Origin of the sequence: Salipiger sp. CCB-MM3 (assembly GCF_001687105.1) — a bacterium.
GTDB lineage: Bacteria > Pseudomonadota > Alphaproteobacteria > Rhodobacterales > Rhodobacteraceae > Salipiger.
The window spans coordinates 1,923,598-1,936,281 of record NZ_CP014595.1 but is presented as its reverse complement, the minus strand read 5'-3'; the positions used below and the strand labels follow the sequence as shown (position 1 = coordinate 1,936,281).

23 protein-coding genes are annotated in these 12,684 nt (G+C 61.8%); all 23 read right to left on the bottom strand.

Annotated features, from left to right (window positions below; translation table 11 throughout):
* Positions 1-74: 74 nt before the first annotated feature.
* Positions 75-539 carry a 50S ribosomal protein L15 gene (rplO, locus tag AYJ57_RS09415; RefSeq protein ID WP_066104110.1) on the bottom strand — a complete coding sequence of 155 codons (465 nt, stop codon included), beginning with the start codon at positions 537-539 and terminating at the stop codon, positions 75-77.
* Between the two features lie 334 nt (positions 540-873).
* Complete coding sequence (rpmD, locus tag AYJ57_RS09410) at positions 874-1,062, bottom strand: 50S ribosomal protein L30 (protein ID WP_066104107.1); 189 nt, start codon at positions 1,060-1,062, stop codon at positions 874-876.
* Between the two features lie 5 nt (positions 1,063-1,067).
* Positions 1,068-1,643, bottom strand: a complete 576-nt coding sequence (rpsE, locus tag AYJ57_RS09405) for a 30S ribosomal protein S5 (protein WP_066104105.1) — start codon at positions 1,641-1,643, stop codon at positions 1,068-1,070.
* A 205-nt stretch (positions 1,644-1,848) separates the two neighbouring features.
* Positions 1,849-2,211, bottom strand: a complete 363-nt coding sequence (gene rplR / locus AYJ57_RS09400) for a 50S ribosomal protein L18 (RefSeq protein WP_066104102.1) — start codon at positions 2,209-2,211, stop codon at positions 1,849-1,851.
* Between the two features lie 11 nt (positions 2,212-2,222).
* The gene (gene rplF / locus AYJ57_RS09395; RefSeq protein WP_066104099.1) at positions 2,223-2,756 is read right to left on the bottom strand and encodes a 50S ribosomal protein L6; all 534 of its coding nucleotides are present in this window, start codon (positions 2,754-2,756) and stop codon (positions 2,223-2,225) included.
* Between the two features lie 10 nt (positions 2,757-2,766).
* Positions 2,767-3,159: a 30S ribosomal protein S8 gene (gene rpsH, locus AYJ57_RS09390; protein ID WP_066104096.1), complete on the bottom strand. Its 393-nt coding sequence runs from the start codon at positions 3,157-3,159 to the stop codon at positions 2,767-2,769.
* Between the two features lie 12 nt (positions 3,160-3,171).
* Positions 3,172-3,477 (bottom strand): 30S ribosomal protein S14, encoded by a 306-nt coding sequence (gene rpsN, locus AYJ57_RS09385; RefSeq protein ID WP_066104093.1) that lies wholly within the window; start codon positions 3,475-3,477, stop codon positions 3,172-3,174.
* Positions 3,478-3,489: 12 nt separating this feature from the next.
* Positions 3,490-4,050 carry a 50S ribosomal protein L5 gene (rplE, locus tag AYJ57_RS09380; protein WP_066104089.1) on the bottom strand — a complete coding sequence of 187 codons (561 nt, stop codon included), beginning with the start codon at positions 4,048-4,050 and terminating at the stop codon, positions 3,490-3,492.
* The gene (gene rplX / locus AYJ57_RS09375) at positions 4,043-4,354 is read right to left on the bottom strand and encodes a 50S ribosomal protein L24 (RefSeq protein ID WP_066104086.1); all 312 of its coding nucleotides are present in this window, start codon (positions 4,352-4,354) and stop codon (positions 4,043-4,045) included. The genes rplE and rplX overlap by 8 nt, the downstream gene beginning before the upstream one ends.
* Entirely contained in the window at positions 4,354-4,722 is a 369-nt protein-coding gene (gene rplN / locus AYJ57_RS09370) for a 50S ribosomal protein L14 (protein WP_005854833.1), read from the bottom strand. The genes rplX and rplN overlap by 1 nt, the downstream gene beginning before the upstream one ends.
* 115 nt (positions 4,723-4,837) lie before the next feature.
* The gene (gene rpsQ / locus AYJ57_RS09365) at positions 4,838-5,068 is read right to left on the bottom strand and encodes a 30S ribosomal protein S17 (protein WP_066104083.1); all 231 of its coding nucleotides are present in this window, start codon (positions 5,066-5,068) and stop codon (positions 4,838-4,840) included.
* 13 nt (positions 5,069-5,081) lie between these two features.
* The gene (gene rpmC, locus AYJ57_RS09360) at positions 5,082-5,288 is read right to left on the bottom strand and encodes a 50S ribosomal protein L29 (protein ID WP_066104080.1); all 207 of its coding nucleotides are present in this window, start codon (positions 5,286-5,288) and stop codon (positions 5,082-5,084) included.
* A gap of 207 nt (positions 5,289-5,495) precedes the next feature.
* Positions 5,496-6,116, bottom strand: coding sequence for a 2OG-Fe(II) oxygenase family protein (locus tag AYJ57_RS09355; RefSeq protein WP_066104077.1), 621 nt, complete (start codon positions 6,114-6,116; stop codon positions 5,496-5,498).
* Between the two features lie 118 nt (positions 6,117-6,234).
* Positions 6,235-6,648, bottom strand: a complete 414-nt coding sequence (gene rplP / locus AYJ57_RS09350; protein WP_066104074.1) for a 50S ribosomal protein L16 — start codon at positions 6,646-6,648, stop codon at positions 6,235-6,237.
* A gap of 13 nt (positions 6,649-6,661) precedes the next feature.
* Positions 6,662-7,372: a 30S ribosomal protein S3 gene (gene rpsC, locus AYJ57_RS09345; protein ID WP_066104071.1), complete on the bottom strand. Its 711-nt coding sequence runs from the start codon at positions 7,370-7,372 to the stop codon at positions 6,662-6,664.
* Positions 7,372-7,752 (bottom strand): 50S ribosomal protein L22, encoded by a 381-nt coding sequence (gene rplV / locus AYJ57_RS09340; RefSeq protein WP_066104068.1) that lies wholly within the window; start codon positions 7,750-7,752, stop codon positions 7,372-7,374. Before rplV ends, rpsC begins: the two co-directional genes overlap by 1 nt.
* Before the next feature lie 3 nt (positions 7,753-7,755).
* Positions 7,756-8,034: a 30S ribosomal protein S19 gene (gene rpsS / locus AYJ57_RS09335; RefSeq protein WP_066104065.1), complete on the bottom strand. Its 279-nt coding sequence runs from the start codon at positions 8,032-8,034 to the stop codon at positions 7,756-7,758.
* Positions 8,035-8,037: 3 nt separating this feature from the next.
* Positions 8,038-8,880 carry a 50S ribosomal protein L2 gene (rplB, locus tag AYJ57_RS09330; RefSeq protein WP_066104062.1) on the bottom strand — a complete coding sequence of 281 codons (843 nt, stop codon included), beginning with the start codon at positions 8,878-8,880 and terminating at the stop codon, positions 8,038-8,040.
* A gap of 343 nt (positions 8,881-9,223) precedes the next feature.
* Positions 9,224-9,520 carry a 50S ribosomal protein L23 gene (locus tag AYJ57_RS09325; protein ID WP_066104059.1) on the bottom strand — a complete coding sequence of 99 codons (297 nt, stop codon included), beginning with the start codon at positions 9,518-9,520 and terminating at the stop codon, positions 9,224-9,226.
* Complete coding sequence (gene rplD, locus AYJ57_RS09320; RefSeq protein WP_066104056.1) at positions 9,517-10,134, bottom strand: 50S ribosomal protein L4; 618 nt, start codon at positions 10,132-10,134, stop codon at positions 9,517-9,519. Before rplD ends, AYJ57_RS09325 begins: the two co-directional genes overlap by 4 nt.
* The gene (gene rplC / locus AYJ57_RS09315) at positions 10,131-10,856 is read right to left on the bottom strand and encodes a 50S ribosomal protein L3 (RefSeq protein ID WP_083191199.1); all 726 of its coding nucleotides are present in this window, start codon (positions 10,854-10,856) and stop codon (positions 10,131-10,133) included. The genes rplD and rplC overlap by 4 nt, the downstream gene beginning before the upstream one ends.
* 11 nt (positions 10,857-10,867) lie before the next feature.
* Positions 10,868-11,173 carry a 30S ribosomal protein S10 gene (gene rpsJ / locus AYJ57_RS09310; RefSeq protein WP_066104052.1) on the bottom strand — a complete coding sequence of 102 codons (306 nt, stop codon included), beginning with the start codon at positions 11,171-11,173 and terminating at the stop codon, positions 10,868-10,870.
* Between the two features lie 304 nt (positions 11,174-11,477).
* Positions 11,478-12,653 (bottom strand): elongation factor Tu, encoded by a 1,176-nt coding sequence (tuf, locus tag AYJ57_RS09305; RefSeq protein ID WP_066102746.1) that lies wholly within the window; start codon positions 12,651-12,653, stop codon positions 11,478-11,480.
* Positions 12,654-12,684 lie beyond the last annotated feature (31 nt).

Genomic DNA, 12,684 nt, shown 5'->3' with positions numbered 1-12,684 from the left:
CTTTCCGGCTCCGGCGGCGTTCGTGGAAAACGTGGGGCCTTATGTAAGCGGCACGGCGGCCGCTCACAACCCGCTTATTCGGCCGCGGCTGCGGTCTTGAGCGCGCCACCTGCCTTCTCGACCGCCTCGACAGCGGCTTTCGAAGCACCGGTCACGTCGATGGTCAGAGCGGAGGTCACTTCGCCCTTCGCCAGAACGCGGATGCCGTCGAGCTTGCGGCGCACGAGGCCGGAGGTCACCAGCGTGTCTTCGTTGATCGAAGCGGCGTCGAGTTTGCCGGCTTCCACGAATTTCTGGATCAGGCCGAGGTTGACCACGGCGTAGGACTTCCGGTTCGGCTTGTTGAAGCCACGCTTGGGAAGACGCTGGTAGAGCGGCATCTGGCCGCCTTCGTAGCCGTTGATGGCCACACCCGAACGCGATTTCTGGCCTTTGATACCACGGCCACCCATCTTGCCTTTGCCCGAACCCGGGCCACGGCCGATGCGCTTCTTCGTACGGGTTGCGCCTTCGTTGTCGCGAAGTTCATGAAGTTTCATTGTCGCTTCTCCTTGCCGGATGTGCCCCCCAGCGACGGATGGGGCAAACGCGGCATGCATGTTTTCGGAATCGGTGACGCGGATTCGCAGAACCCGGCCACCGGGGGCGTATAGCGCCCGATACGGCGCGGTGCAAGGGCAGTGACCTGCCGCCCGGCCCGCAGCGCTGAAGTGTGGCACCGGAACTGTTGCCAATTGGTTACCGCGAGCGGCGTTCAAAGGCTGCTGCCCGTCTATTGCAAGAGATGGGCCCCCTGCCCCGCGCCCGGCGCACAAAAGAAAACGCCCCGGCATGAGGTCCGGGGCGTTTCCGAGATTGGCAAAGAGAGACGGCTCAGCCGCGCTCTTCGATGATCTCGACCAGGTGCGGGATCTTGCGGACCATGCCGCGCACGGCGGGGGTGTCCTCAAGCTCGCGGGTCTTGTTCATCTTGTTCAGGCCCAGGCCGATCAGCGTCTGGCGCTGTACGGCGGGGCGACGGATCGGCGAGCCGATCTGCTTCACAACGATGGTCTTAGCCATGGGTCTCAGGCCTCCTCAGCCACTTGCGACGATTCCGCGGGGGCCTCGTCACGCTTGGGGAGGATGTCGGCGACCTTTTTGCCACGACGCTGTGCGACGCTGCGGGGCGAGTTCACCTTCTCCAGCGCGTTCAGGGTGGCGCGGATCATGTTGTACGGGTTCTGCGAACCGATCGACTTGGCGACCACGTCGTGCACGCCGAGCATCTCGAACACGGCACGCATCGGACCACCGGCGATGATCCCGGTACCGGTCGGTGCGGTGCGCATCACCACACGGCCAGCGCCGTGACGGCCTTCGATGTCGTGGTGCAGCGTGCGGCCTTCGCGCAGCGGCACGCGAATCATTTTGCGCTTCGCTTGCTCGGTCGCCTTACGGATGGCCTCGGGGACCTCCTTGGCCTTACCTTTGCCGAAGCCCACGCGGCCCTTCTGGTCGCCGACGACGACGAGCGCGGCAAAGCCGAAACGCTTACCGCCTTTGACGGTCTTCGACACACGGTTGATCGCGACAAGGCGATCGGCGAATTCCGGAGCTTCGTCGCGCTCGCGACGGTTCCGGCGGTTCTCACGTTCTGCCATCTGGCATCCTTTTCTCAGGTTGGCGCGTGGCGGTTCAGGCCGGAGCCCGTGCCGCATCGGCACCGTTTGGTCCAATCCAGGTGATCGACGCGCCAAGCGGGCCGTGATCCCGGATCATCGAGGCGTTGCCGCCTGCAAAAGCGCAAGGCGGGACGAGCCCGCCTTGCGTGTTTCGATCCTGCGGCGGGCTGACCCGCCGCCAAGATCAGATTTTCAGGCCTGCTTCGCGGGCTGCGTCGGCCAGAGCCTTGACGCGACCGTGATACAGGAAACCACCGCGGTCGAAGTAAGCTTCTTCGATGCCGGCTTTCTTGGCGCGTTCGGCGATTGCCGCACCCACCTTCTGAGCCGCGTCGATGTTCGCGCCGTTGCCGGTCACGCCCAGGTCCTTCTCCATCGAGGAGGCGGAGGCCAGGGTCACGCCGCGAACGTCGTCGATCAGCTGAACGCTGATGTTCTTGTTCGAGCGGTGCACCGAGAGGCGCACGCGGCCGGCGTTGGACTTGCGAAGCTTGTTCCGGACGCGCAGGCGGCGCTTGAGGAACAGTTCCCGTTTGCTGAGTGCCATTTTCTGCGTCCTTACTTCTTCTTGCCTTCCTTGGCGAAGATGTATTCGCCTTTGTAGCGAATACCCTTGCCTTTGTAGGGCTCGGGGCGGCGCCAGTCGCGGATGTTCGCCGCAACCTGACCAACCTGCTGTGCATCATGACCTTCGATGATGATCTCGGTCGGCTTCGGCGTGGTCACCGTGATGCCTTGCGGGATGTCGAAGTTCACATCGTGGCTGTATCCGAGGTTCAGCTTCAGGATCGAGCCCTGAACCGCGGCGCGGTAACCCACACCCTGGATCTCAAGCTCTTTCTTGAAGGTGTTCTGAACACCGTGGACCATGTTCGCAACAACGGTACGGGACATGCCCCACTGCTGACGGGCGCGCTTGGAGTTGCCGCGCGGCGTCACGGTGATGACATTGTCTTCGACCGCGATGGTCACATCGTCGGTAGCGTTGAAGGTCTGGGTCCCTTTCGGGCCCTTCACTTCGACGGTCTGACCGGTGACGGATGCAGAGACACCCGACGGCAGCTCGACCGGTTTTTTCCCAATACGAGACATGAGTCCCTCCTTAGAATACCGTGCAGAGCACCTCGCCGCCGACATTGGCAGCGCGGGCGTTTGCGTCCGACATCACGCCTTTGGGCGTGCTGACAATCGAGACACCCAGGCCCTGACGGACCTGCGGGATGTCGCTCACGCCCATGTACACACGGCGGCCCGGCTTCGACACCCGCTTCAGTTCGCGGATGACGGGGGTGCCGTCGAAGTACTTCAGGCTGATCTCGAGCGTCGGGTGACCGTTTACGTCGGTGCCCTTCTCGTAGCCGCGGATGAAACCTTCGTCCGCCAGCACGTCGAGAACCCAAGCGCGCAGTTTGGAAGCCGGGGTCGAAACGACCGACTTGCCGCGCATCTGGGAGTTACGGATACGGGTGAGCATATCGCCGATAGGATCGTTCATCTCATACCCTCCTTACCAGCTCGATTTCACGAGACCGGGTGCCAGGCCGTTCGAGCCGAGTTCGCGCAGGGCGATACGGCTGACCTTGAGCTTCCGGTAATACGCGTGCGGACGACCGGTCAGCTGGCAACGGTTGTGCAGACGGGTCGGCGAGGAGTTGCGCGGCAGTTTCGCCAGGTCAAGGCGAGCCTTGAAACGCTCTTCCATCGGCTTGGTTTCGTCGTTCGCGATCTCTTTCAGAGCGGCACGCTTGGCGGCATACTGTTCCACCAGCTTCTGACGCTTCTTTTCGCGTTCGATCATGGATTTCTTAGCCATGTGTCTCGCTCCTCAGGCGTTGAAGGGCATGTTGAAATGCTTCAACAGCGCCTTGGCTTCCGCGTCGGTTGCGGCGGTGGTCGTGATGATCACGTCGATACCCCAAACCTCATCGACCTTGTCGAATTCGATTTCCGGGAACACGATGTGCTCCTTGATGCCCATGGCGAAGTTGCCACGGCCGTCGAAGGACGGCTTCACACCACGGAAGTCGCGGATACGCGGCATCGCGATGTTGATCAGACGATCGAGGAAGTCGTACATCCGGTCACCACGAAGCGTGACCTTGGCACCGAGCGGCATGTCTTCACGGACGCGGAAGCCGGCGATCGACTTCTTTGCCTTGGTGGTGACGGCCAGCTGACCAGCGATCTTGGTCAGGTCTTCCTGAGCCGATTTCGCCTTTTTGGAGTCGCGCACGGCTTCTGCACCGCAACCGATGTTCAGAACGATCTTGTCCACCGAGGGGATTTGCATATCGTTCTTGTAGCCGAACTCTTCTTTCAGAGCGGCTTTGATCGTGTCGCGGAACTGCGTCTTGAGACGCGGCGTGTAGGTCGCGGTATCAAGCATCGATCACGTCTCCCGTGGTCTTGGCGAAGCGGACCTTCTTGTCACCTTCCATGCGGAAGCCGACGCGGGTTGCTTTGCCGTTGGCATCGACGATCGCCAGGTTCGACAGGTCGATCGGCATCGCCTTCGGCGTGCGGCCGCCCTGCTCGGTCTGCGACTGGCGCTGGTGACGGATGGCCATGTTCACGCCACCGACAACTGCCTTGCCACCTTTGGGATCGACGGACTCGATGGTGCCGGTCTTGCCTTTGTCCTTGCCGGACAGGACGACGACCTTGTCACCTTTACGGAGTTTAGCAGCCATTACAGCACCTCCGGAGCGAGCGAGATGATCTTCATGAAGTTCTTCGCGCGCAGTTCGCGAACCACCGGCCCGAAAATACGGGTGCCGACAGGCTCGCCCGAGTTGTTCAGGATGACGGCCGCGTTGCGGTCGAAGCGGATCGACGTGCCATCTTCACGACGAACTTCCTTGGCGGTGCGCACGACGACGGCCTTACGGACGTCACCTTTTTTCACGCGGCCGCGCGGAATGGCCTCTTTCACCGAGACGACGATGATGTCGCCGACCGATGCGTAGCGGCGATGCGAGCCGCCGAGGACCTTGATGCACTGAACTTTCCGGGCACCGGAATTGTCAGCAACATCCAGATTGGTCTGCATCTGGATCATTTGGTTTCTCCCGACCTTTGGGGGTTGTTCTTGGTCTACCCCCCAGGGTTTCGATGATGCTGAGCACCATCGCAGGAAAAGCGCATGCCCCGGTCATTAGACCGAGGCTAGACGCTTATTCTGCGATGACTTCCCAGCGCTTCGTCTTCGACTTGGGCGCGCATTCGATGATGCGGACCGTATCGCCAACGGCGAACTTGCCGGCCTCGTCATGGGCACGGTATTTCTTCGACTTACGAATGGTCTTTTGCATGACCGGGTGCTTGAAGCGACGCTCGACCGAAACGGTGACGGTCTGTGCGTTTGCCGTGGAGGTCACGGTGCCTTGCAGGATACGCTTGGGCATTACTTAGCCTCCCTTACTCGGTTGCGGCCGCGCCAGCGGCTTTTTGGTTCAGCACGGTGTTGACGCGGGCAACGTCGCGGCGCACCTGACGGATGCGGGCGGTGTTCTCGAGTGCGCCGGTCGCTTTCTGGAAGCGCAGGTTGAACGCTTCCTTTTTCAGCGCGACGAGCTCGTCCCGGAGCTGGTCCGGGGTCTTGTTCGCAAGTTCTTTGGCGTCCATAAGGTCGCTCCTTCGTTTCAACATCACCGGAGAGCCCCGTCGTTATGCGGGTCACCCTGATTCCCGGTGGAGGTGGATGAGCGCGCGATATAGGCCAGAATCCGGACCGTGACAACCCTGTAAAACAAGGGCCCGCGCGCATGGCTGGGTTGCCCTAGCCGGGGTCTCAGACAGGGACCCCAGCAGTGGTGGAGGCAAGGCCCCGGATCACTCCCACTTGTAGTTGAAGCTGACCGAGATGCGCTCGTCCTCGGACATGTTCATCGGCACCTCGTGGCGCAGCCAGCTCTCCCAGAGCAGCACGTCGCCCACTGCAGGGGCCTCATAGATGAAGCTCTTGAGCTCTTCACGGCAGCCCTTGCGGCGCGTCGGAGCGGCCATCATCATCGGCAGCCGCGGGTCTTCCAGCTTCAACGCGCTGGCGCCATCGGGCATCGACACATAGGTGGTGCCGGAGATCACCGAATGCGGGTGGATGTGCGAGCTGTGCGTGCCGCCCTCGGGCAGGATGTTGATCCACAGGTCCTCGAGCACCAGCGCCTTGTCGCCAAGGTCGAACTCGAGGTCCTCGGCAAAGGCCGCCACGTGCTGGTCCAGCGCTTTCACCAGATCGCCGAAGATCGGAAAGCGCCACGGCAGATCGGTCAGCGACGCATAGGAGGTGTATCCCGGATAAGCGTTGTTCTCGCACCATTCCTGCCCGGCCTCGTCATCCTCGGCGATGGAATAGCACGAGCCCTCGAGCTCATCGGCGTCGATCGCCGGATCGAACTCCGACAGCCGGGCGCGGTAGAGACGGGTCGCAAAGAGGGAACGGATCTGGGCCATGGCGCGGTCCTCTGTCCTGATGCGCAGCACAGGCCCCCCTGCCCCGCGCGGGATTGAAATGGAAAGCCCCCGCCGATTGCTCGGCGGGGGCCTTTTTCATGCGGTTATCCCGAAGGGATTACCAGTCCTCGCGAACCACGACGCGCGACTTGATCGGCAGTTTCATTGCCGCCAGACGCAGCGCCTCACGGGCGACGTCCTCGGGCACACCGTCGATCTCGAACATCACGCGGCCGGGCTTCACTTTGCAGGCCCAGAAATCCACGGAACCTTTACCCTTACCCATCCGGACTTCGGTGGGTTTGGAGGTCACGGGAGTGTCCGGGAAGATACGGATCCAGACCCGGCCCTGACGTTTCATGTGACGCGTCATCGCGCGGCGAGCCGCTTCGATTTGGCGAGCAGTCACACGCTCGGGCTGAAGAGCCTTCAGGCCGTAGTGGCCGAAGTTCAGGTCGGAACCGCCCTTGGCCTCACCCTTGATGCGGCCTTTGAACATCTTCCGGAATTTAGTGCGTTTCGGTTGAAGCATTTCTCAAACCTCCTCAGCGACGGCCGCCCATGGCGCCGCGCGGAGCCGGACCGTCTTGCAGTTCCTGCGACTTGCGGTCGCGGGCTGCGGGGTCATGCTCCATGATCTCGCCTTTGAAGATCCAGACCTTGATCCCGATGATACCATAGGGGGTCGTGGCTTCTACGTGCGAGTAATCGATGTCGGCGCGCAGGGTGTGCAGGGGCACACGGCCTTCGCGATACCACTCAGTACGTGCGATCTCGGCACCGCCCAGACGACCAGCGACGTTCACCCGGATACCCAGGGCGCCCATACGCATTGCGTTCTGCACGGCACGCTTCATCGCGCGACGGAACGACACACGACGCTCGAGCTGCTGCGCGATGCTCTCACCCACGAGGCGGGCGTCGAGCTCGGGCTTCCGCACTTCAACGATGTTGAGGTGCAGCTCGCTGTCGGTCATCTTCGCCAGCTTCTTGCGCAGGACTTCGATGTCCGCGCCTTTCTTGCCGATGATGACGCCGGGGCGTGCGGTGTGGATCGTGACGCGGCACTTCTTGTGCGGACGCTCGATGATGATGCGGGCAACACCGGCCTGCTTGCACTCTTCGTGGAGGAATTCGCGGATCGCGATGTCTTCCAGAAGCAGATCACCATAGTCCTTGGTGTCGGCGTACCAGCGGCTGTCCCAGGTGCGGTTGACCTGGAGGCGCATGCCGATCGGATTGGTCTTGTTACCCATTAGGCTTGCTCCTCGACCTGACGCACCTTGATGGTGAGTTCCGAGAACGGCTTGTTGATGCGACCAAAGCGGCCACGTGCACGCGGACGACCGCGCTTCATCACAAGGTTCTTGCCCACATAGGCCTCGGCGACGACGAGCTCGTCAACGTCCAGACCGTGGTTGTTCTCGGCGTTCGCGATAGCGGACTGAAGGCATTTCTTCACGTCCACGGCGATCCGCTTTTTCGAGAAAGTCAGGTCCGTGAGAGCACGGTCGACCTTCTTGCCGCGGATCAGCGCGGCCACCAGGTTCAGCTTCTGGGGCGAAGTGCGCAGCATGCGCAGCTTTGCCATCGCCTCGTTGTCCGCCACGCGGCGGGGATTCTTATCCTTGCCCATGGCTTACTTCCTCTTGGCTTTTTTGTCAGCCGCGTGACCGTAATAGGTCCGAGTCGGCGAGTACTCACCGAACTTCTGACCGATCATGTCTTCGGAGACGTTCACGGGAACATGCTTCTGGCCGTTGTAGACGCCAAACGTCAGACCCACGAACTGGGGCAGGATCGTCGAGCGGCGCGACCAGATTTTGATGACTTCGTTCTTGCCAGATTCGCGGACTTTCTCGGCCTTTTTCAGGACGTAGGCGTCGACGAACGGGCCTTTCCAAACAGAGCGCGTCATGGATTACCGCCCCTTCTTCTTGGCGTGGCGCGAGCGGATGATCAGCTTTTGCGACGCCTTGTTGGTGTTGCGGGTACGCTTGCCCTTGGTCGGCTTGCCCCACGGGGTCACCGGGTGACGACCACCCGAGGTACGACCCTCACCACCACCGTGCGGGTGGTCGATCGGATTCATCACGACGCCGCGGACGCTCGGACGCTTGCCATAGTGGCGGTTACGACCGGCTTTACCAAGGTTCTGGTTCGAGTTGTCGGGGTTCGACACGGCACCGATGGTGGCCATGCATTCCTGACGAACCATGCGCAGTTCACCCGACGAGAGGCGGATCTGTGCGTAGCCACCGTCACGGCCGACGAACTGGGCGTAGGTGCCCGCGGCGCGTGCGATCTGACCGCCCTTGCCGGGCTTCAGTTCGATGTTGTGGACGATGGTACCGATCGGCATGCCCGAGAAGGGCATAGCGTTGCCGGGCTTGATGTCGGCCTTTGCCGACGCCACGACGCGGTCGCCGATGGCGAGGCGCTGCGGGGCCAGGATGTAGGCCTGCTCGCCGTCGTCATACTGAACCAGTGCGATGAACGCGGTCCGGTTGGGGTCATATTCGATGCGGGCCACGGTGGCCGACACGTCGAACTTGTTCCGCTTGAAATCGACGATGCGATAGAGACGCTTTGCGCCACCGCCGCGGCGGCGTGCAGTGATCCGTCCGGTGTTGTTCCGGCCGCCCGACTTCGTCAGACCCTCGGTGAGGGCTTTGACGGGACGTCCTTTATACAGCTCCGAACGGTCGATCAGCACCAGCCCGCGCTGGCCCGGCGTCGTCGGCTTGTACGACTTAAGTGCCATGCTTTCTGTCTTCCGTTGTAATGCGACAGCACCCGCGTATCGGGTGTGCCGGAGTTTAGCCCCCCGAAGGTGGCCGATTTAGAGGGCCCCGAAGGTCCCAGGCGATCTGTTCTTTCGAACAAAAGCGAAGCCCCGGACGAATCCGGGGCTCAGCGGATGGCCTGCTCTAGTCAAAGAGTCGATCAAGGTCAAGCGCAACCGCCGCCGCAAAGGGCGTCGAGGCCCTTATTTGCCGGGGTTTGGGGCGATTTCCGCCCTCCCCCGCCCGGCCGAGGAATGCAGCCGGGAATTGGAAAAGCCCCCGCCGAAGCGAGGGCTTTCCCGAACTTGCCAAAGGCAACGATCAGAGACCGGTGGTCACGTCGATCGTGTTGCCCTCTTCGAGGGTCACATAGGCCTTCTTGACGTCGTTCCGCTTGCCGATCTGGCCACGGAAACGCTTGACCTTACCTTTGGTGATGGTGGTGTTCACCGATTTCACCTTCACGCCGAAGAGCGCCTCGACGGCCTCTTTGACTTGCGGTTTGGTCGAGTCGATCGCCACTTCGAAAACCACGGTGCCGTTCTCGCCGACCATGGTGGATTTCTCGGTGATGATCGGCTTGCGGATCACGTCGTAGTGTTGTGCCTTAGCGGTCATTTCAGTCGAGCCTCCAGAGCTTCGACACCCGCTTTGGTGAGCACGAGAGTGTCACGCTTGAGGATGTCATAAACGTTGGCGCCGACGGAGGGCAGCACGTCCAGACCGTCGATGTTTGCGGCGGCGCGGGCGAAGCCCTCGTTCACCGAAGCACCGTCGATCACCAGAGCGCGCTTCCAGCCCAGGCTCTTGACCTGTGCCGCCAGCGTCTTGGTTTTGCCATCGGTCTCCGCGGTGTCGATCACCACGAGCGAGCCGGTCTTGGCTTTTGCCGACAGAGCCAGCTTCAGGCCGAGTGCGCGCACCTTCTTGGGAAGGTCATGCGCGTGGCTGCGCGGGGTCGGACCCTTGTAGATACCACCCTTGCGGAAGATCGGCGCCTTGCGGGAGCCGTGGCGTGCGCCGCCGGTGCCCTTCTGGCGATAGATCTTCTTGGTCGAGTAGCTGACTTCCGAGCGGGTCTTGACCTTGTGCGTACCGGCTTGCGCCTTGTTACGCTGCCAGCGAACCACACGGTGCAGAATGTCGGCGCGCGGCTCGAGATCAAAGATCGCGTCCGTCAGCTCGACTTCGCCCGCGGCACCGCCGTCGAGTTTGATCACGTCGAGTTTCATTCGTCGCCTTCCTTCTTCTCAGCTTCGGCTTCAGCCGGAGCAGCAGCGGATTTCAGGGCAGCCGGCAGAGCAGCGTTCTCGGGGAACGGCTTCTTCACGGCGTCCTTGACAGTGACCCAGCCACCTTTCGAGCCCGGCACCGCGCCCTTGATCATGATGATGCCGCGGTCGGCATCGGTCTTCACGACCTGCAGGTTCTGCGTGGTGACGCGGACGGCACCCATGTGGCCAGCCATCTTCTTGCCTTTGAAGACTTTGCCCGGGTCCTGACACTGACCGGTCGAACCGTGCGAACGGTGCGAGATCGACACGCCGTGCGATGCGCGAAGACCACCGAAGTTGTGGCGCTTCATTGCACCGGCAAAGCCTTTACCGATGGTCGTGCCGGCAACGTCGACATACTGACCTTCGAAGTAGTGCTCTGCCGAGATCTCTTCGCCAACGGCGATGAGGTTCTCTGCATCGACGCGGAATTCCGCGATCTTCCGCTTCGGTTCCACCTTGGCCGCGGCGAAGTGACCACGCATGGCCTTCGACACGTTCTTGGCCTTTGCAGCACCGGCGCCGAGCTGAACGGCGCTGTAGCCGTCCTTGTCAGCGGTCCGCTGTGCGACGACCTGGCAACCTTCGAGTTGGAGGACGGTCACAGGGATCTGCTTGCCGTCTTCCATGAACAGCCGGGTCATGCCGACTTTCTTTGCGATAACTCCAGAGCGCAACATGATCTGCCCCCTTACACCTTGATCTCGACATCCACGCCGGCCGCGAGGTCGAGCTTCATCAGCGCGTCCACGGTCTGCGGGGTCGGATCTACGATGTCGAGAAGACGCTTGTGCGTACGAATCTCGAACTGATCGCGGGATTTCTTGTTCACGTGCGGGCCACGCAGAACAGTGAATTTCTCAATCTTGTTCGGCAGCGGGATCGGGCCGCGAACGGTAGCGCCGGTGCGCTTGGCGGTGTTCACGATTTCCTGCGTCGATGCATCGAGGACGCGGTAATCAAACGCCTTGAGCCGGATACGGATGTTCTGGTTCATCGAACAGTCCTATTTTGGCGTTAAGGTTGAGAGGAGGATGGACGCGCATCGCCGCACCCTCATCGAACCTAAAAGGCGGGGAATCACCCCGCCCTTCACGACCCTTGGGCCGTTGCGCGCATATACGGCTGAGAGCCTTGCTTGGCAAGCCCCAGCGCGCAGGCGCCGCATGGGTATTTCTGCAATTCAGCCGTGCCGGGGCCACAGGCATCCGCATCGGCGAACCGCGGTTATGGAAAAAGGGCCGCCCTGGGGCGGCCCTTTCCCGATCTGCTGCCCGGCGTAGGTGCCGGGCGCGCATTCATCACTCGAGGATTTTCGAAACGACGCCCGAACCCACGGTCCGGCCACCTTCACGGATGGCGAAACGCAGGCCGTCTTCCATCGCGATCGGTGCGATCAGCTCGACGGTGAACTTCAGGTTGTCGCCCGGCATGACCATCTCGGTGCCCTCGGGGAGGGTCACGGTGCCGGTCACGTCAGTGGTGCGGAAGTAGAACTGCGGACGGTAGTTCGCAAAGAACGGCGTGTGACGGCCGCCTTCTTCCTTGGTCAGGATGTAGACCTCACACTCGAACTTGGTGTGCGGCTTCACCGAACCCGGCTTACACAGAACCTGACCACGCTCAACGCCTTCACGGTCGATGCCGCGCAGCAGGGCGCCGATGTTGTCGCCTGCTTCACCGCGATCGAGCAGCTTGCGGAACATTTCCACACCGGTACAGGTGGTTTTCTTGGTGTCGCGGATGCCGACGATTTCCAGTTCGTCGCCGACGTTCACAACGCCACGCTCCACACGGCCGGTCACAACGGTGCCGCGGCCCGAGATCGAGAACACGTCTTCGATCGGCATCAGGAACGGCTGGTCAACGGCACGCTCCGGCTGCGGGATGTACTCATCCACAGCAGCCATCAGTTCCTTGATCTTCTCTTCGCCGATTTCCGGATCGCGGCCTTCCATTGCGGCCAGAGCCGAGCCTGCGATGATCGGAATGTCGTCGCCCGGGAAGTCGTACTCGGACAGCAGCTCGCGGACTTCCATTTCCACCAGCTCGAGCAGTTCCGGATCGTCCACCTGGTCGACCTTGTTCAGGAACACGACCATGGCGGGGATACCCACCTGGCGGCCCAGAAGGATGTGCTCGCGGGTCTGCGGCATCGGGCCGTCAGCTGCGTTCACAACCAGGATCGCGCCGTCCATCTGCGCCGCGCCGGTGATCATGTTCTTCACGTAGTCGGCGTGACCGGGGCAGTCCACGTGTGCGTAGTGGCGTGCTTCGGTCTCGTATTCCACGTGCGCGGTCGAGATCGTGATGCCGCGTGCTTTTTCTTCCGGCGCGCCGTCGATCTGGTCGTACGCACGGAAGTCACCGAAGTATTTGGTGATCGCTGCGGTCAGCGTGGTTTTGCCGTGGTCAACGTGACCGATCGTGCCGATGTTGCAGTGCGGTTTGCCGCGCTCAAACTTTTCCTTTGCCATGATGGCCTCCTTGGTCGGTGGCGGTGCGTGC